This window comes from Terricaulis silvestris (assembly GCF_009792355.1).
GTDB lineage: Bacteria > Pseudomonadota > Alphaproteobacteria > Caulobacterales > Aquidulcibacteraceae > Vitreimonas > Vitreimonas silvestris.
Genome location: NZ_CP047045.1, coordinates 3467581 through 3488499, shown reverse-complemented (window position 1 = coordinate 3488499; position 20919 = coordinate 3467581). Strand labels below are relative to the sequence as shown.

Genomic DNA, 20919 nt, shown 5'->3' with positions numbered 1-20919 from the left:
AGAAATTCTAACGGCGGCGGCGCGGCGTGCCGAGAATTCCCCGCATTAGCTCGCGCACGATGGTGTTGAATACGCCGCTGGCGACGCGTCCGGTTTGCCGTTCCACCGCCGTGGTCCGCGATCCGCCAGTGCGACGTGGTGCGCTGGTGCGTCCGCTGGAGCGCGTGCCGGTTGTGCGCGAGCTTCGCGCTGCTTCCTTGTCCCGCGCTTCGCGTTCTTCTTCGCGCGCGACAGCTTCGGCGGCCTGCGTGGCGCGCTCGCTCAGGATTTCGTGCGCGCTTTCGCGGTCGATGGCTTTCTCGTAAACGCGACCAGCCGTGTTGGCGCGCATCAGCGCTTGGCGGTCCGCCAACAAGATCGGGCCGACATGGCCGTTCGGCGGACGGATCTTAGTCCGCGCGACAGGCGTCGGCGCGCCTTTCTCGTCCAGCGTGGAGACCAACGCTTCGCCAACGCCCAGCTCCTGAATCTCCTTCGCCACGTCGACGTTCTCGTTGGCGCGGAAACTTTGCGCCGCGGCGCGGACGGCCTTTTGGTCGGTCGGCGTGTAGGCGCGCAGCGCGTGCTGGAAGCGGTTGCCGAGCTGGCTGAGCACAATCTCCGGAATATCCGTCGGCGATTGCGTGACGAAATAGATGCCGACACCCTTGGAGCGGATCAGCCGCACCACTTGTTCGACCTTGTTGATCAGCTCCTTCGGCGCGTCACGGAAGAGCAGGTGGGCTTCGTCGAAGAAGAAGACGAGCTTCGGCTTATCCTGATCGCCGACTTCCGGAAGCTCTTCCCAAAGCTCGCTCATCAGCCAGAGCAGGAACGCTGAGTAGAGACGCGGCGATTGCACCAGCCGCTCGGACGCCAGCACGTGGATCGTGCCTTTGCCGTCCGGCCGCGGCTTCAGCAATTCTTCGAGCTTGAACGCCGGCTCGCCGAAGAAGCGCTCGGCGCCGTCCATTTCCAGCTGCAGCAATTTGCGCTGCAACGCCGCGATCGATTGCGGCGTGACCAGGCCGTATTGCTTGCCGATATCTTCTGCGTTTTCGCTGAGATAGGTCAGCATCGCGCGCAGGTCGTTGATGTCGAGCAGCAGGCCTTCGTTTTTGCCTTCCTTGATCCAATCGTCGGCGATACGGAACGCGATGGTCAGCGCGCCGGCCTGTGCGTCGGTCGCTTCCAGCACGCGGCCCATCAGCACCGGGCCCATTTCGGTCACCGTCGTGCGCACCGGGTGGCCGAGTTCGCCATAGACGTCCCAGAACACGACCGGTGCCGCTTCCGGCGTCAGCGGCAGATTGATCTCGGCAGCGCGGGCGGTGGCCCAGCCAGGCGGGGTTGGGTCCGTGCCAGCGCAACCCGACAGGTCGCCCTTGATGTCCGCGGCGAAAACATTGACGCCCTCGCGGGCGAACGCTTCCGCCAGCATCTGCAACGTCACCGTCTTGCCGGTGCCCGTGGCGCCAGCAATAAGCCCGTGGCGGTTGGCGCGTTTCAGCGCGAGGCTCTGAACCCCTTCGGGGCTCGCGCCAAATTCGATTGCAGACGCCATTCTCGCGACTCCTGGTTCGCCAACAGCTTGGCGCATTGGGCCTTTCCGGCCAAGCCGGGCCTTGCGCCGCAGGCCGGGCGGACGCAAGAGGCAAGTCATGGCAACCATGGATGTGTCGCAGCGCGGGGCGCTCTGGATCGTCGCCACCGGCGTCATTGCGGTTGGGCTCTACTTCTTCCGCGAGCCGCTGACGCAGTTCGCCATGGCCATCATCCTCTGGCTCGCCATCGACGGCCTCACCGAGACCCTGGACAAGCGCATCCCGGTCCTGCCGCGCTGGCTGGCGCTGCCACTGGCGCTGATCGTGGTGCTGTCGATCGTGGCGCTGATCGGCTGGGTGGTGGTCGATAACATCGCCGCCATCATCGGCGATCTGACCCGCTACGAATTCCGGCTGAATCAGGTGCTAAGTCAGCTCCATCAAGCAGTCGGCGGCCCGGGGCGCGCGCCCACGGTCGGCGATCTGGTGGCGCAGTTCGATCCGGCGAGACTCACCACGGAAATAGGCGAGAGCATCCAGAACGCGGCGTCAGCGGCGATGTTCACGCTGATCTATCTCGCCTTCATCTTCCCGGCGGCCGGCGTCATGTCGGCCAAGCTCGACTTCATCTTCCGCAACAAAGCCCAGCGCGCGGCGGCGGCCGACGTCTTCATGCGCATCAGGGAGTCGATGGAGCGTTACTTGTGGGTGCAGACAGTGATGAGCCTCATCATCACCGCGCTCACTTACGCCACGCTCGCGATCATTGGCCTTGAGAACGCGTTGTTCTGGTCGTTCCTGATCTTCTTCCTGAACTATATTCCGACCATCGGTTCGATCGCCGCCGTCGTGCTCACCACGGCCGTTGCGCTTGTGCAATTTCCTACACTCGGCCCCGTCGTTGGTGTGTTCGCCGGCGTTGGCGTTTGGCAATTCGTCATCGGCAATTTCATTCAGCCGCGCATGACAGGAGATTCATTGAACCTCTCCGCCGTCGTAGTGCTGCTCGCGTTGGCGATCTGGGGCACGGTGTGGGGCATCGTCGGCGCCTTTCTCGCGGCGCCGATGACGGTGATGTTGATGATTGTATTGGCGCAATTTCCGACCACGCGGTGGATCGCAATTCTGCTCTCCGCGGACGGCAAACCAACCCCTGACTCGCCACGTCTGAGTAAGTCCGAGTCCGGATCAAAATGATGTTGCGAATCGGCGACGAAGATGTATCGCTGATGTGAAGAACGTCGCCGGGGCTAGGGGCGTTTACGGCAAACGCAAACCGTATAGCTTCCGAAATTCTCGGCGCGCTCGAGTGCTATTCGACGTGTCTTTCCGCACGCGTGGGCTCATTGGGGGGCTTCATCAGAGCGGACTATACGTCCTCATCGGACCAGGCCTCCGCGTGCGTCCCCCACCCAGCCTGCTGCGAGGCCTGCAGGCGCCGTCGAGCAGCTTGTCCCCGCTCGGCGGCGCCGCCAATTTTGGCGCAAGCTTTCCACGACGCGTAGGCCATTTTGCGCCGCGCTCAGCGCTTCGATCCGGTTAACCGGATGTCGCAGACGCATTTTAACGTCCCATCCAGACTTGGATCGCACGGATGCGCGGTGCCGGTTGCACCTGACGCCGGGGCGAGTAGGTTCGCGCCAAAATAAGGAAACGCCCGATGGACGCCGCCGCGCGCCAGGAACTCCCTAAAACCGCTGACCAATTCGTCGCTACCGTCGTCAAAGGGCCATGGCCGGCCTTCAAGGCCAATGGCGCCATGGATGCCGCCGCTGAGGCCTTCCTGCGTGGCCTCTACGAGGACGCCTCTGACGACGAGCTTGGCGATCTCTCGGTCGCAGACTTCGCCGCCATCGCGCACGATTTCTGGATTTGGCGCACTGAGCGCCAATGCGACGAGCAATGCGTCCGGGTGCGCCGCGCTGTCGGTGTGAACGGCGTCCAACTCGATCGCGACATCCTTGAAATTGCCGGGCCGGACATGCCGTTCCTAGTCGACTCGGTGATGGGCGAAATCTCGGATCAAGGCATCACGACGCTGGCGATGTTCCACCCGTTGGCGCCAGCCACCAACGGCCGCGACCGTGACTCGCTGATTCAGATCCATTTGCCGCGTCTGTCGGCGCAGCGCGCCAAGGCGTTGCACGATGGCGTGCGCGGTTCGCTTGCAGACGTGCGCGCGTCGGTGGCCGATTTCAAAGCCATGCGTCAGCGCATGCTGCACGCCGCCGAAGAGCTGGAAACCGCGACGACCAATGCTCCTCCGGAGGAGGTGGCTGAGGCCGTTGCGCTGCTGCGGTGGCTGGCCGCCGACAAGTTCACTTTCCTCGGTTCGCGCGACTACAAATACACGCGCCTCGCCGACGGCAGCTACAAGCCAGACGAACCGGAGATTCTGAGCGCCTCGTGCCTCGGCGTGCTCCGCGATCTCGATCTCTACGTCCTGCGCACTTCGGCTGAACCCATGGTGCTGACGCCGGAATTAAAGCGCCTGGTGGCGGAACCCGCGCCGCTCGTCGTCGCCAAGTCCACCATCCGCGCTCGCGTGCACCGGCGCGCCACCGCCGATTACATCAGCGTCAAGCGCTACAACGACAAGGGCGAAGCCACCGGCGAAGTCCGTTTCGTCGGGCTGTTCACCAGCGAGTCCTTCACGGAATCCACGCGCAACATCCCGATGCTGCGCCGCAAAGCCGAGTGGGTGATGGACCAGGCCGCGTTCGCGCCGGGCGGACACAACGCCAAGACTCTGCGCAAGATCATCGAGTACTACCCGCGTGAAGAGCTGTGGCAGATGTCACGTGAAGAATTGCTGCGCATCTCCCGCGGCATCCTGCATTTGCTGGACCGTCCGCGCGCCCGCTTGTTCACACGCCGCGACCGCTTCAACCGCTTCGTCACCGCACTCGTCTACATCCCCAAGGATCGCTACGATTCCGACATCCGGGAGAAAGTCGGCTCTCTGATCGCGCGCGCCTATGGCGGTATCGTCGAGAGTTTCCAGCCTCAGCTCGGGGAAGGGCAGCTTGCTCGCGTGCTGTTTGTGATTGGCGAGATCGACAAGACGCGTCCCGAGCCCAATGCACAGCAGTTGGACGCGGAAGTCGCAACGCTGACCCATACCTGGGAAGACACCTTCCGCGCCGAGCTCATGCGCTCGCCGCTGTTCGATGCCGCTGCGCGCGAAGAAGCGTCCAACCGCTTCGACGACGCCTTCACCGCGTCCTATCGCGAACGCTATGGCGTCGACGAGGGCATCACCGACACGATCGAGATTCTCGGCGCCAGTGATGGCGAAGTCATCCGCGCCCGGGCGTATCGAATGGAATCAGACGCGCTGAACACCGTGCGCTGCAAATTCTACACCCGCGGCGATGTGTTGGCGCTTTCCGCTGTTGTGCCGATTCTTGAAAACCTAGGCTTGTTCGTCGATTCCGAAATTAATTTCGAACTCAATCTGAAAGCCAGTGCGCTGCATCCGGCGCAACGTATCTACGTGCACGACATCGAAACCCGCTCCGCCGACGGCGCGCCGATCGATTTGGTGCGTGCGGGCTACAAATTCGAGGAAGCGTTCACTGCCGTGTGGACCGGCAAGGCCGAGAGCGACGGTTTCAATCGGCTGATCTTGGCGCTCTCGTGCTCGTGGCGCGAAGCGGCGCTCGTGCGCGCATTGGCGCGCTATCGCCAGCAAAGCGGCCTTGATCCGACCCAATCAGTGCAAGAGCAAGCGCTCGCGAACAATCCGAAGATCGCGTCGCTGATCTTGGCGTTCTTCAAAGCGCGTTTCGACCCCAACCTGCCGGAGACGATGGAGACGCGGCAGATCCGGTCGAGCAAGCTCGAATTCATGGTCGAAGCGGCGCTGACCGAAGTTGTCAGCCTTGACGAAGACCGCGCGCTCCGCCGCATCGCGCACTTGGTGAAGGCGATCCGGCGCACGAACTATTATCAGCCCGGCGCCGATGGCCAGCCGAAGCCCTACATGTCGTTCAAGATCGACTCCAACGCCGTGGCGGAACTGCCAGCGCCGAAGCCGTACCGCGAAATCTGGGTGGCGAGCCCGCAAGTCGAAGGCGTGCATTTGCGCTTTGGCCCGGTCGCGCGCGGCGGCTTGCGCTGGAGCGACCGGCGTGACGACTTCCGCACCGAAGTGCTCGATCTCGTCAAAGCGCAGCAGGTGAAGAACGCCATCATCGTGCCGGTCGGCGCCAAGGGCGGTTTTTATCCAAAGCGCCTGCCAGCGCGCGGCGCGGCGAACTACCAGGAAGCTGGCATCGAAGCCTACAAGACGTTCCTGCGCGGTTTGCTGGACATCACCGACAACATCGTCGGCGATTCAATCAAGGCGCCGAACAATGTCGTCCGCTGGGATGATGACGACGCCTACCTCGTCGTCGCCGCCGACAAAGGCACCGCCACGTTCTCCGATATCGCCAACGGCATCAGCGCCGAATACGGCCACTGGCTGGGCGACGCGTTCGCGTCGGGCGGTTCTGTCGGCTACGACCACAAAGCCATGGGCATCACCGCCAAGGGCGCGTGGGTAGCCGTGCAGCGTCACTTCCGCGAAATCGGCAAGGACATCCAGGAAAAGGAATTCACCGTCATCGGCGTCGGCGATATGTCCGGCGACGTGTTCGGCAACGGCATGTTGCTGTCACGCAAGATCCGCCTGCTCGCGGCGTTCGATCACCGCGACATCTTCATCGATCCCAATCCGAAAGATTGCGAAGCCAGCTGGATCGAGCGCAAGCGCTTGTTCGACACCCCGCGCACGTCGTGGGCGGATTACGACAAGAAACTCATTTCCAAAGGCGGCGGGGTGTTCTCGCGCAGCCTGAAATCCATCGAGATCAGCACCGAGATCGCCGCGTTGACCGGAATCGACAAAGCCTCGGTCACGCCGACCGAGCTGATGTCCGCTCTGCTGAAGGCGCAGTGCGAACTGATGTGGTTCGGCGGCATCGGCAATTACATCAAGGCGCGCGCGGAATCGCACGGCGATGTCGGCGACAAGGCCAATGACGGCGTCCGCGTTGACGCTGAAGACGTGCGCGCGCAAGTGGTCGGGGAGGGCGCCAATCTCGGCGTCACTCACAAAGGCCGCATCGCCTTCGCGCGCGCCGGCGGGCGCATCAACACCGACGCCATCGACAACAGCGCCGGCGTCGACACCTCCGACCACGAGGTGAACATCAAGATTCTGCTGTCCGAGGTCATCCGCTCCGGCGCTCTGAAAGCCGACAAGCGCGATAAACTGCTCGAGAGCATGACCGACGAAGTCGGCGCGCTGGTGCTGGAGGACAATTACGATCAGACCGGCGCGATCTCGATCGCGCAGGCGAGCGCCGTCAACGATCTCGACAGCCACGAGCGCTTCATTCAGCGCCTCGAATCCGAAGGCAAACTCAATCGGCGGGTCGAAGGCTTACCATTGACTGGCGAGTTTGCCTCGCTCCGCGCCGCGAAGCTCGGCCTCACGCGCCCGGAACTGGCCAAGCTCGTCGCCTATTCGAAGATCAATCTATTCGACGCGCTGGTTGCCTCGGCGACGCCGGACGATCCGGCGTTCGAGGAGCCGCTGAAACGCTACTTCCCGAAGGAATTGTGGAAGTTCGAAGCGCAGATGAAAACGCACCGGCTGCGCCGCGAAATCGTGGCGACGCAATTGGCCGACGATTTGGTCAATCGCTGCGGACCGTCCTTCGTCGATCGCATCAAGGATATTTCCCGCGCAAAAACCGTGACTGTTGCGTGCGCCTTCGAAGCATCCCGCCGCATCTTCGAACTCGAAGACTTGGTCGACCGCATCAATGCGCTGGACAACAAGGTCCCTGCGGTCGCGCAAATCGCGCTGCATCAGCGCGTCGGCGGTGCACTGCGCCGCGCCACCACCTACCTCTCGCGCACGGCCGGCTTCGAACTCGATACGCCGCCCAGCATATTGGATGTTGTGAAACTCTATCGCGAGCCGGTCGCCGCGCAGCGCAAGCACCTCTGGGAAGAGATGAGCGCCGTCGAATGTGCACGCGCTGAAGCGCGGCAGGCTGCACTGATGGAATTGGGGGCGCCGGAAGACTTGGCGCTGGAGGCCGGTCTCCTGTTGCCGCTGACCAGCGCGCTCGACGTCTCGGACCTCGCGCGACGCAGCGGCTGGCCCGTCCACGAAGCGGCGCTGTTGCATTGCGTGGTTGGCGCTGAGTTCGGTATCGATGCGCTGCGCGACGCGGCCAGCAATCTCAAGCTGGAGCAGCATTGGGATCGCCTTGTCGTTCGCCGCGTCGGCGAGGATTTCGGCGAAACTCAGCTCAAGCTGGCGGAGGCCGCCGCCAAGGCGATCGGCGCGCCACCGAACAACGCCGACGCCCACGGGATCGGGGAAGCAGCAAAAGGCTGGATCACGAGCCTCGGGCAGCCAGCGCTTCGTGTCCGCTCCGCGTACGCTGAACTCAACGCGCAGCCGCCGTGGACGTTCGCGAAGTTGATGCTGATCTCAGCGGAGCTCAACGCATTCGCTGCGGCGGTGCGTTAGAACGCTTCGATCATCTCCCGCAGCATGGCCTGTTCTCGGGCGACCGCGGAGGGGTTGTAGCGCACGCGCGGATCTTCCGCCGACGGATCCTCAAACGCGTGCGTCGTGTTTTCGAAGACTTGGATGTCGAGCGGTGCGCCGCGGGCGCGTTGCCGTTCGAGCGCGGCGTAGGTGGAGCCGACGATGTAGTCGTACTGGGCGACGATTGCGATGCTGCGCGGCGCCAGGCGCCAGTCGCGTCTGCCGACGTACGTGCCAATCCCCGTGTAGGGATAGACGATCAGCGCACCGGCAATACCCTCGAGCGGTTCATCGGGAAGCTCCGTCAATCCTGTTGCGCGCTGCATTTCTCCACCGCTTCGCAGCGCGAGCGCGTCCATTATGGTCCAGCCGCCATGGCTCCAGCCGAGTACAATGATGCGATTAGGATCGATCCAGTTCTGCGTCTTCGCCCAAGCGAAGGTCGCGTAGAGATCGCCTGCGCGTTCGCGCCCGTGTAGTCGCGCGCCGGTGCATACGGATGCAATCGCCGACGCGCGGCTGATACGCCTGGGCGCGTAGGAATCTATTTGCACCGCCGCCGCGCCAGCGCTCACCGCGATCTCAGCCATCTCATTCATGAACGGGCGCTGTCCGCCACAGCCGTGCATCATCAGCACAACAGGCACGCGCCCCTCGGCATCGGGGCGGTTGATCGTAAAATGCGGCGTCAGCCGATCGATCCGGTGTTGCAGGGTTTCAGCGAAGGCTTGTGTCGGCATGAAGAGAACCAGCGCCGCCAGGGCGACGACTAAGATGGGTGCGCAGGCGCTCGTCGTGCAAGGCTGGCGCAGCGCGCGAGGCGGCGCCATGGTGCCGCCGCTTAGGGACGGAAGGTCGAAGCTCATGAACTACAACATCCTGCTGGCCGCGTTTGCCGTGGTTCTGGTCGGTTGCAATCAGGCGCCGCCGCCACCGAGCGCCGACGTCGCAGCTGAGCGCAGCGCCGCCGTGGCCGCCGCCGTCGAGCAACAGCGCACCCGTTTTGCCGCCGCGCCGCCCCTGAACGCAAGTGATCCCGCCAGCGCCTACCAGTTCGAGTTCACCGGATTGTGGACCGATCGCCTGCCGTTGACCGCCTTCGAAGGCGAAGTCGTGCTGGTCGTGAACACCGCGTCACGCTGCGGATACACGCCGCAATATGAAGGTTTGCAGGCGATCTACACAGAGTACGGCGCGCAAGGTTTCGAAGTCGTCGGCGTGCCGTCGAACAATTTCGCCGGGCAGGAGCCGGGCAGTGCGCAAGAGATCCAGGATTTCTGCTCACTCAATTATGGCGTCACGTTCCCGATGGCCGGCAAAACCGAAGTCGTGGGCGCCGACGCGCACCCGCTCTACAAATGGGCGCAAGCGCAGCTCGGCGACAGCGCCGTGCCGGGCTGGAATTTCCATAAGCTGCTGATCGGCCGCGACGGCCATCTGATCGCGGCGTTCCCGTCGGACGTGGAGCCGACATCGGAGGAGCTGCGCGCCGCGATCACCCAGGCGCTTGCAGTGCCCGCGACTGCCACACCAACGTCGCTGCCGGGAAACTAACACGCTGCGATGATCGTTAGAGATGCATGGCGCAGCCGATCACGATCACCATCCCGCACAAGCTCGGTAAAGCCGAAGCGCGCGCTCGCATTTCCGAGGGCTTCGACAAGCTCTCATCGCAAGTCGTCGGCGCCCACCTGGCCAACTTTCAGCAAGGCTGGGACGGTGATCGCCTGAGCTTCCGCGCGCAGACGCTTGGTCAAACCGTTGCCGGTCGTCTCGACGTGAATGAAAGCGACATCCGCATCGAAGTGGATCTGCCAGCCTTTCTCGCTGGCCTCGCAGACAAGATCGCAGGCGAGCTGAAGCGTGAAGGCGCGCTGCTGTTGGAAGACAAACGCCGGCGCTAGTGCCGGAAGTGGCGCATGCCGGTGAAGACCATCGCCAGCTCAGCTTCGTCCGCTGCCTTGATCACATCTTCGTCGCGGATCGAGCCGCCCGGCTGGATTACCGCCGTCGAACCCGCTTGCGCAGCTTGCAGCAAGCCATCGGGGAAGGGGAAGAACGCATCGGAGGCGCAGACGCTGCCGATCGTCTTCGGCTCGCGCCAGCCTTGCGCGTGTGCGACGTCTTCAGCCTTCAACCGCGCCACGCGTGCTGAATCCACGCGGCTCATTTGCCCCGCGCCGATGCCGACGGTGGCGCCGTCCTTGGCGTAGATGATGGCGTTCGACTTTACGTGCTTGGCGACGCGGAAGGCGAAAATCATGTCGCGGATCTGCGCGTCGCTCGGCTTTTTCTTGGTGACGATCTTCAGATCAGTCGCGCTGATGCGGCCATTGTCGCGATCCTGCGTGAGGAAACCACCGGCCACGGTCTTGAGATAAAGCCCAGCCTTCGCGGGGTCAGGCAGACCGCCAGTGACGAGCAATCGCAAATTCTTTTTCTTCGCAAACACCGCCACCGCGTCCTCATCCGCCTCCGGCGCGATCACGACTTCGGTGAAAATCTCCGCGATCGCTTCCGCGGTGGCCTTATCCAACCGCCCGTTCAGCGCCACGATGCCGCCGAACGCGGAAACGGAATCGCACTCGAACGCGCGTTGATAAGCCTCGAGCAGGGTGCCGCCCGTCGCGACGCCGCACGGATTGGCGTGTTTGATGATCGCGACGGCCGCGCTTTCCTTCGGATCGAACTCGGCGACCAGTTCAAACGCCGCGTCGGTATCGTTCAAATTGTTGTAGCTGAGCTCTTTGCCCTGAAGCTGCTTTGCCGTCGCCACGCCAAAGCGATGTTCGCCCGTGACATAAAATGCGGCGCTCTGATGCGGGTTTTCGCCGTAGCGCAGCGATTGCCGCAACTTGCCGCCCAGTGCGCGATAGGTCGGCGCCTTGTCTTCCAGCTGCTCCGCGTACCAAGCCGAGATCGCCGCGTCATACGCGCCCGTACGCGAGAACGCCTTCGCCGCGAGCTTCTTGCGCAGCGCCAATGTCGTGCCGCCGTGCGCCTTCGCTTCTTCCAGGATCTCCGCCATATCCTCTGCGTCGGTGGCGACAGCGATAAAGCCATAATTCTTCGCCGCCGCGCGGATCATGGCGGGGCCGCCAATGTCGATGTTCTCGATGCAGGTATCGAAATCGGCGCCGCGCGCGACGGTGGCTTCGAACGGATAGAGGTTCACGTAGAGCACATCGAACGCCTCGATGCCGTGCTCCTTCATCGCCTTGACGTGCTCTTTGTCGTCGCGCAGTGCGAGCAGGCCACCGTGCACCTTCGGGTGCAGCGTCTTCACACGCCCGTCCATCATCTCCGGAAAACCGGTGACAGCGCTCACATCGCTGACCGCCAGGCCCGCGTCCGCGATCGCCTTATGTGTGCCGCCCGTGGAGACGAGCGTCGCGCCGAGACCGGCCAACGCCTTGGCGTGATCGATCAGCCCCGCCTTGTCGGACACCGAAATGAGCGCGCGCTTAATCGGAAGAATGTCTGTCATGGAGCGGCTTTTAGAGGATTCGCCGCGCCATGGGGTAGGGCGTCACAACCGCCCGCCAAACAAAATGCAGGAAAGCTATTGCGCGCCACACACTAGTGAGGTAGTGTGCAACACACACTAGGCAGCGCACGGAAGAGACAAGCATCGTGGCCGAGACCGAATGGACCTCCCAATTGCGACGCGGCGTGCTGGAATTGTGCGTGCTGCGCATCCTGCGCGACAAACCAAACTACGGCTACGAGATCGTCACCGCGCTGGCCGAGTTCGGCCCGCTCTCCGCGGGTGAAAACACCGTTTATCCATTGCTGCGGCGGCTCAAAACCGAACGCTACCTCGAAGGCTATGCGGTGGAATCACCGACGGGCCCGCCGCGCCAATACTTTCGCCTGAGCGCACGCGGACGCCAGCACCTCACCGATCTGCAAACTGAATGGACCGAAATGGCGCGCGCTGTTGAGCGCTGCCTCGGCAAAGGAGCGAAGAATGACTGACCGCGTGTCCGACTACCTGGCGGCGTTCGAACGAGAGTCGCGCGGCTTCGGTCTGAATGAAGCGAGCGACATCGCCAACGATGTGCGCAGCCACATCAACGAGGCCGTCGAGTACGGCAAGCCGCTCGAAGAGGTTCTGACCTCGCTCGGCACACCGAAGGCGCTAGCGCGCGCTTATGCGGTCGAGCTGCTGATGGGAAAGCCCAAAGAGACTTCAAACATCGCGCGATTTGTTCAACTGCTGGCGCTCGTGGCGTTCGGCGGCCTGCTGACGCTCATCGTTGTGACGTTTCTCGGTTCGATCGGCCTTTCATTCGTGCTCTCCGGCATCCTTCTGTTTGTGCTGGGACTTTTGGAAGCAGGAGGCGTGCATCTCCCGCATGTGCAAACAGGCGGCATGTCGCCGTGGCTCGTCGCGGCGCTTGGCCCAGTCATGTTCGCGATCGGGTGGGGCGCCTTGGTACTGCTGCGCTCGTACGTGCGCTTTGCCGGACGCCAACTGGTGCGTGCGCTGCCGCGTCGCGCTTAGGCGTGCCGCGTTAGCGCCCAGCGCAGGCGGTTTGGCGGGGCGAGCCCGTGGCCCATCGGATCAGCTTCGCCTGAAAGCACGATCTGCAACGCATCGCGCGGCACGGTTTTGCCGCCCCAATAAATCGACGGTTCGATCGCGATATCCGGCGCATCCGTGCGCAATCGCCACTTCTGGCCACCAGGCGTTTCGAGCAGCGCGACTTGGTGCTCGATCCAGCGCGCGCGCACGTCCGGATGAAGGTGGAAGCGCGCGGCGTAGGGGACGGGGTTTTTTGGCGTCGGCCCCTTGTGACGCGTCGGCCGGATCAGCTCATCGATGCCGCGCAGATTCTTGCCTTCGGTGTCGACGAACACGTAGCGCCGATGCAGCAGGCCGAACTTCTCGCGATAGCCGTCATGCCGCCCTTGCAGCGTGACGCCGCTTTCGTCGGACGAGCGCCGGACATCATCCAGCGTCGGCCCAACCAAACGCGGCGGACCGTTGCCGCGCCGCGGAGAGTCAAACGTCGCCGATAGCGCGTCGCCAAGAGTCAGCGTCGAGTGCCCGTTGGTGGTGCGCGCCGCGAAGCGCCCAGTCGGCTCCAGCTCGCGTGCCGCGCCAATGTTGACGGTCAGCCGCTCCGACTCACTCGACAGTTCAAACGACAGCGCACCCGCATGCCCGCGCTCCGAATAGGCAAGCGGCGGCGCCCCGGCGACATCCAACAACACGCGCGTCGTGCCGGCTTCGATGCGGTGATAGCCGGTGTGCTGCGCGAACTGAAACGCACGCACGTCACCGACAACGCGCGCCAGCACGGAATCAATCGCTGCCGCCGAGCCCTCCGAGCCGCCCTGGAAGCAGCCCAAGCCGCCATCGCCCAGGCGCAGCATGCGCACCATGTTGGCGATCTTCGGCAGCGTTTCCTTGATGATCGGCGCTGGATCAGCGAGCGCGCTGCACGCGGCGACAAGATCATAGAGCGCTTCCACCGTCGCTTCGGGCGCGCGCGAAAGATGGCCGCCATCCGGGAAAAATTGCTTGGCGCACGCCTCGATCAGCAGCTCTTCGCCTTCCTGCGCCAACCGCTCCGCTTCCGGAAATCCCGCTGCACCAGCAAGTATGAGCGCCGCACCAGCCTTGATCGAACCGAGGTGCCGCTCACGCAATTCTTCCTGCGCCACCAGCAACAAGCGCACTTGCCGTGCGGCAGAGCGCAGCAACGCCGCGCGTTGTTCGGGATCGCCATGCTCAAACGCGGGCCGACCCCAGCACAGCCACGCATACAGGCGTTCCGCCGTGAGTTCAGGATCCCAAGCGATGTCGTCCCATTCCCCGTGCTCGCGCACCCAAGCGTCGATCAGCTCCGCTATGCGCCGGTTCGCGGACGGCCCGACCGCCGCAAGATCGATCAGCCACGAGAACGAATGCAGCCGCGCCGTGAAGTGGCGCGACGGATGTTTCGGCAACCACGGCATGGCGTGTTCGCCATTCAGCCGCTCAGCGGCGATGCGCCAAATGCCTTTGCCAATTTCGCGTCCGCGTTCGGCGTCACCGACGCGCGGATCGGCGCCCCAGCTCTCGACGCGATCTGGTGTCTCGTCGCCCAGCCGCATGCGATGGAACGGGTTTGACCGCCAGTGCTCATGCACTGGAGGCGGGCGCTGGGGCCGCCGGGTGGGGGAGGCCGGGGCTGACATGGCCTAGGCGCTGCCTCGTATGGCGCGGATATTATCGGCGTACTTGGTCGGATCGCCACCGTAGACGGCGGTGCCGGCGACGAGCGCCGTCGCGCCGGCTTCAATCACGCGCGGCGCGGTCTTCGCGTTCACGCCGCCATCGACTTCGAGAATGATGTCGCGGCCGGTCGCGTCGATCTTCTTGCGCAGCTTTTCGATCTTTGGCAGCGCCGTCTCGATGAAGCTCTGCCCTCCGAAGCCTGGGTTCACGCTCATCACCAAAATCAGATCGACCAGATCGATGATTGGATCGACCACCTCGGCCGGCGTTCCAGGATTGAGCGAGACGCCGGCCTTCGCGCCACTCGCGCGGATCGCCTGCAGAGTCCGATGCACGTGCGGCCCGGCTTCCGGATGGACCGTGATGATATCGGCGCCGGCGTCGCGGAATTGCTGGATGAATGGATCGACCGGCGCGATCATCAGGTGGACGTCAAACGGCAATTTCGAATGCGGCCGGATCGACTTCACCACACTCGGTCCGATCGAGATGTTCGGCACGAAATGGCCGTCCATCACGTCGACATGGATCATGTCGGCGCCCGCAGCCTCAGCCGCGCGCACTTCCTCGCCCAAGCGCGCGAAATCAGCGGCGAGAATCGAGGGGGCTATAAGCGTCCGCGCCATGGCTCGTTGCTAGCGGCGCCCGCCTTTGGAGGCAAGCCGACGGTTCCGCTCGCGCACTAATTGCGGACGAGGCGCGCTGCGTAAAAGCCGTCGAGGCCGCCGATCTCCGGCCAATGGGCGGGCAGGGTGCGCAGATCGCCAGCGGCGGTGATGAATTCGTCCGCGCCTGGAACATCGCCGGCGCGTATCGTCTCGCGTTTCCAGCCATGCTTAAGCGCATCGGCGACCACGCCTTCGCCTTCCTCCGGCTCGAGCGAGCACACGGCATAGACCAACGACGCGCCCGGCTTCAGCAGCGCCGCCGCAGCGGCAACCAGTTTCGATTGCAACTCCGCCAACGAACGCACGTCGGTCGGGCGGCGCAGCCACGCGACATCCGGATGACGCCGCAGCGTGCCGGTGGAGGTGCAAGGCGCGTCGAGCAACACGGCGTCGAACGGCTCGCGCGCGCGGTATTCCAACGCATCGGCGGCGATCACTTCGGCGCTGAGTTTGGTGCGCGCCAGATTTTCGCGCAGCCGATTGAGCCGCGCGTCGGATTTGTCCACGGCGGTCACGCGCGCGCCTGTCGCCGCGAGCTGCAGCGTCTTGCCACCCGGCGCGGCGCAGAGATCGAGCACGCGCTTGCCGCGCATGTCGCCGAGCAAGCGCGCCGGCAATGCGGCGGCGGCGTCCTGCACCCACCATGCGCCATCGCCGAAGCCGGGAAGGGTGTCGATCGGTGCAGGTGAAGCCAGGCGCACACTGCCGGTCGGCGTAACCGTACCGAATAGCCGCTCGGCCCAGCCCGAGGCATCATCCTTCACGCTCACATCCAGCGGCGGCTCTTGCAGCAGCGCCTGCGCAATGCGCGGTGCGCTTTCGCCATAGGCCGCACGCCAGCGCGTGTAGAGCCACGGCGGTAAATCCGAGCCAGGCGGCAGTGACGCGAAAATCTCCGGGCCATCGCGCGACACGCGCCGCAGCACCGCGTTCATCAGCTTCGCGAACCCGCGCGCTTCGCGCAGCGAGTTTGCCGCCTCCACCGTTTCGCCAACCGCCGCGTGCGCCGGTGTGCCGAGCACCAACAATTGCGTCGCGCCAATGTGGAGCAACGCGCGCCCGTGATACGCCGTATCCGGCAGCGGTCGCTCCAGAAACCGCGACAGCACGGTATTGACGCTGCCCAAACGCCGCAAACCCGCCGTCACCAGCGCCCGCGCGAATGCACGATCGCGCCCCTCCAGCGCATTGAAACTGGCCGTCTCCTCCAGCGCATCTTCAAGCGCGCGACCGCGATCCATCACGGCGATGAGCAACTCGGCGGCGGCGACGCGGGCGTTCAAGGCGTGGTCGCGGTCAGTTCAATATCCACGCGCGCGCGGCGATAGCTGGCGAGACGAATGTTTGCTGCGCCGGCAGAGAGCGGCGTCGTAATGCGCACTGGCGGCGCGAACGTCGTGTCTGGCATCAGCGCGAACCACACTTCGCCTTCTGGAATCCGGCGTCGTCCCGCATCGCGCGCCTCATACCCAGCAACCGCGATGTAAGCGAGATCGCATTTCAGCACTTCGCCTTCGTAACCGCCGCCACGGAAGTGATCGATGTCGCCACCGCTCAGCTGCATCAGATAATGGAAGCGCCCGTCGAACGTCGGGTACACGCCCGAGCAACGCCGGTTCTCGCCCACATCGATCGCCATCGCGATCAGCGTCGACACCGGATCGCGCGAAGCACGGCGCTGTTCGTCGCTTGTCGGCGGGCTGCCCCAGATGCGGTAGTTCGGCGTGATCTCGGCTGTCACGCCCGCGTCCGTCGCCTGCATGGCGATGACGCGGCGCTTGCGGCTGTAGCGGTGATCGAGATCGTAGCGTTGCCAGTGCACAGCGCCGTTCTGGATCAGACCGGAGGAGGTCGCGGTAAGATTGGTGCGCTCGAACAGATTGAGGATGCCGCGCGATTGGATCGTGGCGGTGACTTCGTAATCCTCGGCCGAGACGTTGGCGTCGACCGTCATCGCGCCCAGCGGCACAAATCCGAGGCCCGAGGCATCGTAGGTCAGCGAAAATCGATCCGCCGCCGCGGGCGACGCGGCGCAGAGCGCTAGAGCGAGGGCGGCGATGGCTATGCGCACCGGGCTTTTATGGGGCCGGAGCGCGCTAAGTCCATCGCGCGCGCTGCCAAGAGGCCGCCCAAACGAAGAAGGGGAGCCGTGAGGCTCCCCTTCCGATCTTGCTTGTTGCCTGCGTTAGAGCGGGCGGACGTTGATATCCATGTTGTCGAGCGGCAGCTCGACCAGCATGCCGACGCGCGCCGTGGTGACGTTCTCGACGCCAGCCGCGCGCGCTTCCGAGACTTGGATGCGGCCCGCCATCGGGTTTTCCGCACCCGTGAGCATCAGCAGGCCAGCGTCTGACCCGGCAGCTTCCACGCCGGCTTGCGCTTGCAGCACGACGTCCGCGTTCGCCGCGGCCGGTGCGTTGGCCACACGGCCATCGCCACCGACGACGATCGAGCGTCCGCGATAATCGAAGCGATAGGCGACGCGGCCCGAGAAGGCGTCTTCTTGCGTCGTGAAGGCGGAGACGACCAAGCCGTCAGCCTCGAACACGATCACCGGCGTGCCCGGCTCAGGTGACGGGCCCCACGCTTGCAGGCCGCGCTCCATGCCGTCGAAGCCGGCGGCTTGGTTCAGGCCATCGACCATGCGTTGCGTGTCGGCTGGGCCGTACACCGGCAGCAGCGCGTTATCGCGCGCGCGCGAGGCAGCGCCGTAAAGTTCGTCGAGATCCGCGGTTTGGTTCAGGCCCGCGCTGGTCAGCAGCACAGCGTCCAAACGATCGAGCGGGATGTTGCGGCCGTTCAGTGTGCTTGCGGCGCCGGAGCCAGCATCGACGATGAACATGCGGCCTGCCGCCATGATGGCGAGGCACGGTTGCGCGTTTTCAGCGTCAGCGTCGCCGCAGACGACTGCGCGAAGCGCCGTTGTGTTGAAGAGTGTTTCGTTCGAAGTGGCTTGCTGCTCCGAGTACGCTTCATACGCACGCGCAAGCGCTTCTTGGCCCTCGGGCGTTTGAGAGCCCAGAACCCAGCCGCTCCAGAACAGACCTGACAGCGTCACGAAGACGACAGAGGATTTTCCGATGGCATTCATGTTCCGACCCCAATTCCGAACGCGCGCCACGGCGCGTTGACGAAGACCCCACCTAACGTCACTAACCCAAACCATGATTCTGGCAAACTCGGTTAAGGAGTGGTTTCCACAGGTGAGGGCCGTTACTCCACCGCGCGCGAAAACCTTTCCAAAATCAGCGAATTGGTTAATGCGCAGCTGCAACGGGCGCTGCCACAATGGTTAACAGCGCCAAGCGCGTTTTGGTGTTCGACTCCGGCGTCGGCGGGCTCTCCGTGTTCGACGCAATCGCCGCGAGCGGACACGCGCTTGAGCTCTCGTACGCCGCAGACAATGCGTGGCTGCCATACGGTTTGAAGTCGGACGCTGAACTGAAGGCGCGCGTGCCGGCCTTGCTCATAGCGATGGTTAGACACTGGGTGCCCGACGCCGTCGTTGTCGCTTGCAACACAGCGTCGACAATTGCGCTCGAAGACGTGCGTGCCGCGCTTTCGATCCCCGTCGTCGGCGTCGTGCCGCCGATCAAGCCAGCTGCCGCACTGACCAAGACCGGAACGATCGGTTTGCTGGCTACGCCAGCCACGGTTCGGCGGGCCTACACGGATGATCTGATCGCCCAGTTCGCACCGGACAAGACCGTCGTCCGGTTTGGCTCTGCTGCTCTGGTTGAGGCTGCGGAGCAGAAGCTGAGAGGAGACGTCCCCGACCGGTCTGCGATCACAGAGGCGATCGAAGGTTTGTTCGGAGCGCCGGGCGGAGGGGACATCGACGTGGTGGCGGTGGCTTGCACCCATTTTCCGCTGTTGGCGGAGGAGCTTTCCGCCGCGTCGCCGCGCCCTGCGACGTGGCTGGACTCCGGCGCTGCAATCGCGCGCCGCGTTGTCCAGGTGCTGAGCGCTGAAACCGGCGTTACGCGCGCCCAATATGTGGGCTTCACCGACATGGAACATGCCCACGGTCTCGCCCCGGCGTTGCGCGCACGGGGGTTCGAGGGCGTCTCGCGCATCGGATCGTCCGATTTCGCACTGGCGGCGGTCGATTAGCCAACGTGTCGTTTTGGAAACGCTTTGTCGCTGAGCGCCTATGTTCGGCAGACGGCGGATTGCGTGGGCGTTTTCGGCGCGCAACCATCGGGCTCAAGAAGAAACGTGCGTATGGGGGAAGTTGATGGCCGGACCTTTTGGCGACACGCCGATCGGGCTCTCCTCGCAAATTCTCAATCTGGCTTCGGTGCTGATGCGCAAGCTGCACCTGAAAGTGCCGCGCTATCAGCGCCCGTACACCTGGTCCGAGCGAGAAGTGCGTCAGCTGATCGAGGATTTGCGGCGCGCCTTCAAGCGTGGCGCGACGTTTTATTTCATCGGCCAGATCGTGCTGGTGAAGAACCGCGGCAAGCTCGAAATCTCAGACGGACAGCAGCGCCTCACCACGCTCACGATGATCATGGCCTACGTGCGCGATCGCCTGCCCGGCCGCGCCAAGCACTTTCAGCAATTGATCATGGACGGCGACCATCCACGCCTCATTCTGCGCGAAGAAGACGCGAGCTTCTATCGCGGCTACGTGCAGGAGCCGGGTCAGATAGCGGCGATGGCGAAGCTGCCGGAAATCGGCATCGAGTCGAAGGACCTGCTCTGCGCCGCCGCGCAAACGATCGAGACTGAACTCAAAGGCATGGACGATCGCGAACTCGATGCGTTCATGTCCTATGTGGCGCGCGCATGCACGCTGAACGTCGTCGACGCTGACGAACGCGGCTGCGCGCAGACAGTATTTAACACGCTGAACAAGCGGGGATCGCCTTTGTCCGGCGCCGACATCATCAAGAGCGATCTGATCGAGAACTCCAAGCTCTCCGACGCCGAAGCCGAAGCAGCAGCGCGGAAATGGGAGCAGACCGAGGCGATGTTCGAGCGAGAGAACTTCGCCAAGCTGCTGGACATGATGCCGTTCCTGCTGACCGGCGAGCAGATCCTGTCGCCCGGCGATCTCGCCGCGATGCGCGCGGCGGTCGATAAGGCCGGCGGCGTGCGGACATTCCTGTTTGAACAATTGCCACGTTACGCGCACGCATTGCGCGCGATCTTCGCCGGCGCCGTCGACGTCGGCTCGGCCAGTGCGGAGGTGAACCGCCGCATCCGCATGATGAAGCAGGTCGAGGAATGGGATTGGGCGCCCGCCGCAATCGCCTTCCTGGCCGAGCACTCCGGCGAACCAGAACGCGCGCGGCGTTTCTTTCAAGCGCTCGATCGCTTCACCTTCGCTTGCGAGTTGTCGGTGATCGACAACCGCGTGCAGCAGGGGCGCTATTCGCGCGCCGTGACGCACTGCGATGACGACAAGATGCTCTATGGGCCAAAAGGCGCGCTCGAACTCACGGACGGCGAGCACCTGAAGCTGCTGGCGACGTTGAACAAATCGCGTAAGCGCGATCGTCAGCGCCGCTTGCTGTTGATCCGGCTCGAAGCAGCGATGCCGGGCGGACATCATCTGCAGATGACGGACGATGTCACGGTCGAACACATCCTGCCGAAGAACGGCGGCGCGTGGTGGAATGAGCGCTTCCCGGATGCGGCGATGCGCACCGAAGCGTCGAACCTCCTCGGCAATCTGACGCTCATCACCTACGACCAGAACTCGACGGCGGCGGCGCGTCCTTACGCTGACAAGCGCAAGGTGATCTTCAACACGCAGGGCGCGACCATCTATGCGCTCAGCCGCGATATCGTTCCGATCGAGGAATGGACCATGCGCGCCATTGAGGAGCGTCACGAAAAGCTCGTGCGCATCCTCTGCGAGGATTGGGGCCTGATCCAAGGGGGCGGGCAGGGGAGCCAAGCGGCCTAAGTTAACGCCCCGCTAACGGATTCGCG

Annotated in this window: 16 protein-coding genes; 8 read left to right on the top strand and 8 right to left on the bottom strand. The window is 64.0% G+C overall.

Going from position 1 to position 20919, the window contains the following annotated elements; genetic code table 11:
• Positions 1–7: 7 nt before the first annotated feature.
• The gene (locus DSM104635_RS17795) at positions 8–1543 is read right to left on the bottom strand and encodes a helicase HerA-like domain-containing protein (protein WP_158767510.1); all 1536 of its coding nucleotides are present in this window, start codon (positions 1541–1543) and stop codon (positions 8–10) included.
• 97 nt (positions 1544–1640) lie between these two features.
• Between DSM104635_RS17795 and DSM104635_RS17790 the strand changes: the two genes are divergently transcribed.
• Together DSM104635_RS17790 and DSM104635_RS17785 are read left to right on the top strand one after the other, a co-directional pair.
• Positions 1641–2720 carry an AI-2E family transporter gene (locus DSM104635_RS17790; RefSeq protein ID WP_158767509.1) on the top strand — a complete coding sequence of 360 codons (1080 nt, stop codon included), beginning with the start codon at positions 1641–1643 and terminating at the stop codon, positions 2718–2720.
• Between the two features lie 463 nt (positions 2721–3183).
• The gene (locus DSM104635_RS17785; RefSeq protein WP_158767508.1) at positions 3184–8058 is read left to right on the top strand and encodes an NAD-glutamate dehydrogenase; all 4875 of its coding nucleotides are present in this window, start codon (positions 3184–3186) and stop codon (positions 8056–8058) included.
• On the opposite strand, the gene DSM104635_RS17780 is transcribed toward DSM104635_RS17785, so the two are convergent.
• The gene (locus DSM104635_RS17780) at positions 8055–8819 is read right to left on the bottom strand and encodes a dienelactone hydrolase family protein (RefSeq protein ID WP_158767507.1); all 765 of its coding nucleotides are present in this window, start codon (positions 8817–8819) and stop codon (positions 8055–8057) included. The two genes, DSM104635_RS17785 and DSM104635_RS17780, sit on opposite strands and share 4 nt — an antisense overlap.
• Here DSM104635_RS17780 and DSM104635_RS17775 point away from each other — a divergent pair.
• Positions 8818–9633, top strand: a complete 816-nt coding sequence (locus DSM104635_RS17775) for a glutathione peroxidase (protein ID WP_228445749.1) — start codon at positions 8818–8820, stop codon at positions 9631–9633. The genes DSM104635_RS17780 and DSM104635_RS17775 overlap by 2 nt on opposite strands.
• A gap of 26 nt (positions 9634–9659) precedes the next feature.
• A complete protein-coding gene (locus DSM104635_RS17770) occupies positions 9660–9983 on the top strand; it encodes a polyhydroxyalkanoic acid system family protein (RefSeq protein WP_158767506.1) in 324 nt (107 codons plus the stop codon).
• Here the strand turns inward: DSM104635_RS17770 and purH are convergent.
• A complete protein-coding gene (gene purH / locus DSM104635_RS17765; RefSeq protein ID WP_158767505.1) occupies positions 9980–11566 on the bottom strand; it encodes a bifunctional phosphoribosylaminoimidazolecarboxamide formyltransferase/IMP cyclohydrolase in 1587 nt (528 codons plus the stop codon). The genes DSM104635_RS17770 and purH overlap by 4 nt on opposite strands.
• A gap of 146 nt (positions 11567–11712) precedes the next feature.
• On the opposite strand from purH, the gene DSM104635_RS17760 reads away from it, so the two are divergent.
• Positions 11713–12057, top strand: coding sequence for a PadR family transcriptional regulator (locus DSM104635_RS17760; RefSeq protein WP_158767504.1), 345 nt, complete (start codon positions 11713–11715; stop codon positions 12055–12057).
• Positions 12050–12586 carry a DUF1700 domain-containing protein gene (locus DSM104635_RS17755; RefSeq protein WP_158767503.1) on the top strand — a complete coding sequence of 179 codons (537 nt, stop codon included), beginning with the start codon at positions 12050–12052 and terminating at the stop codon, positions 12584–12586. The genes DSM104635_RS17760 and DSM104635_RS17755 overlap by 8 nt, the downstream gene beginning before the upstream one ends.
• On the opposite strand, the gene DSM104635_RS17750 is transcribed toward DSM104635_RS17755, so the two are convergent.
• The 5 genes from DSM104635_RS17750 to DSM104635_RS17730 form a co-directional block, all read right to left on the bottom strand.
• Positions 12583–14184: a heparinase II/III family protein gene (locus tag DSM104635_RS17750; protein ID WP_158767502.1), complete on the bottom strand. Its 1602-nt coding sequence runs from the start codon at positions 14182–14184 to the stop codon at positions 12583–12585. The two genes, DSM104635_RS17755 and DSM104635_RS17750, sit on opposite strands and share 4 nt — an antisense overlap.
• A gap of 87 nt (positions 14185–14271) precedes the next feature.
• On the bottom strand, positions 14272–14934 hold the full coding sequence (gene rpe / locus DSM104635_RS17745; protein WP_158767501.1) for a ribulose-phosphate 3-epimerase: 663 nt from the start codon (positions 14932–14934) through the stop codon (positions 14272–14274).
• A gap of 56 nt (positions 14935–14990) precedes the next feature.
• Complete coding sequence (locus DSM104635_RS17740; protein WP_228445748.1) at positions 14991–16259, bottom strand: transcription antitermination factor NusB; 1269 nt, start codon at positions 16257–16259, stop codon at positions 14991–14993.
• Positions 16256–17047 (bottom strand): DUF3108 domain-containing protein, encoded by a 792-nt coding sequence (locus DSM104635_RS17735; protein WP_158767500.1) that lies wholly within the window; start codon positions 17045–17047, stop codon positions 16256–16258. Before DSM104635_RS17735 ends, DSM104635_RS17740 begins: the two co-directional genes overlap by 4 nt.
• Positions 17048–17161: 114 nt before the next feature.
• Positions 17162–18067, bottom strand: a complete 906-nt coding sequence (locus DSM104635_RS17730) for an MBL fold metallo-hydrolase (RefSeq protein WP_158767499.1) — start codon at positions 18065–18067, stop codon at positions 17162–17164.
• 197 nt (positions 18068–18264) lie between these two features.
• Between DSM104635_RS17730 and murI the strand changes: the two genes are divergently transcribed.
• Positions 18265–19089 carry a glutamate racemase gene (gene murI / locus DSM104635_RS17725; RefSeq protein ID WP_158767498.1) on the top strand — a complete coding sequence of 275 codons (825 nt, stop codon included), beginning with the start codon at positions 18265–18267 and terminating at the stop codon, positions 19087–19089.
• 124 nt (positions 19090–19213) lie between these two features.
• Complete coding sequence (locus DSM104635_RS17720; RefSeq protein WP_158767497.1) at positions 19214–20893, top strand: DUF262 domain-containing protein; 1680 nt, start codon at positions 19214–19216, stop codon at positions 20891–20893.
• Positions 20894–20919: the final 26 nt, after the last annotated feature.

What these genes read in the sequence shown, in the direction of transcription:
- DSM104635_RS17795 (WP_158767510.1), bottom strand. Translation starts at nt 1,543, where the DNA reads ATGGCGTCTGCAATCGAATTTGGCGCGAGCCCCGAAGGGGTTCAGAGC.
- DSM104635_RS17790 (WP_158767509.1), top strand. Translation starts at nt 1,641, where the DNA reads ATGGCAACCATGGATGTGTCGCAGCGCGGGGCGCTCTGGATCGTCGCC.
- DSM104635_RS17785 (WP_158767508.1), top strand. Translation starts at nt 3,184, where the DNA reads ATGGACGCCGCCGCGCGCCAGGAACTCCCTAAAACCGCTGACCAATTC.
- DSM104635_RS17775 (WP_228445749.1), top strand. Translation starts at nt 8,818, where the DNA reads ATGAAGAGAACCAGCGCCGCCAGGGCGACGACTAAGATGGGTGCGCAG.
- DSM104635_RS17780 (WP_158767507.1), bottom strand. Translation starts at nt 8,819, where the DNA reads ATGCCGACACAAGCCTTCGCTGAAACCCTGCAACACCGGATCGATCGG.
- DSM104635_RS17770 (WP_158767506.1), top strand. Translation starts at nt 9,660, where the DNA reads ATGGCGCAGCCGATCACGATCACCATCCCGCACAAGCTCGGTAAAGCC.
- purH (WP_158767505.1), bottom strand. Translation starts at nt 11,566, where the DNA reads ATGACAGACATTCTTCCGATTAAGCGCGCGCTCATTTCGGTGTCCGAC.
- DSM104635_RS17755 (WP_158767503.1), top strand. Translation starts at nt 12,050, where the DNA reads ATGACTGACCGCGTGTCCGACTACCTGGCGGCGTTCGAACGAGAGTCG.
- DSM104635_RS17750 (WP_158767502.1), bottom strand. Translation starts at nt 14,184, where the DNA reads ATGCGGCTGGGCGACGAGACACCAGATCGCGTCGAGAGCTGGGGCGCC.
- rpe (WP_158767501.1), bottom strand. Translation starts at nt 14,934, where the DNA reads ATGGCGCGGACGCTTATAGCCCCCTCGATTCTCGCCGCTGATTTCGCG.
- DSM104635_RS17730 (WP_158767499.1), bottom strand. Translation starts at nt 18,067, where the DNA reads ATGAATGCCATCGGAAAATCCTCTGTCGTCTTCGTGACGCTGTCAGGT.
- murI (WP_158767498.1), top strand. Translation starts at nt 18,265, where the DNA reads ATGGTTAACAGCGCCAAGCGCGTTTTGGTGTTCGACTCCGGCGTCGGC.
- DSM104635_RS17720 (WP_158767497.1), top strand. Translation starts at nt 19,214, where the DNA reads ATGGCCGGACCTTTTGGCGACACGCCGATCGGGCTCTCCTCGCAAATT.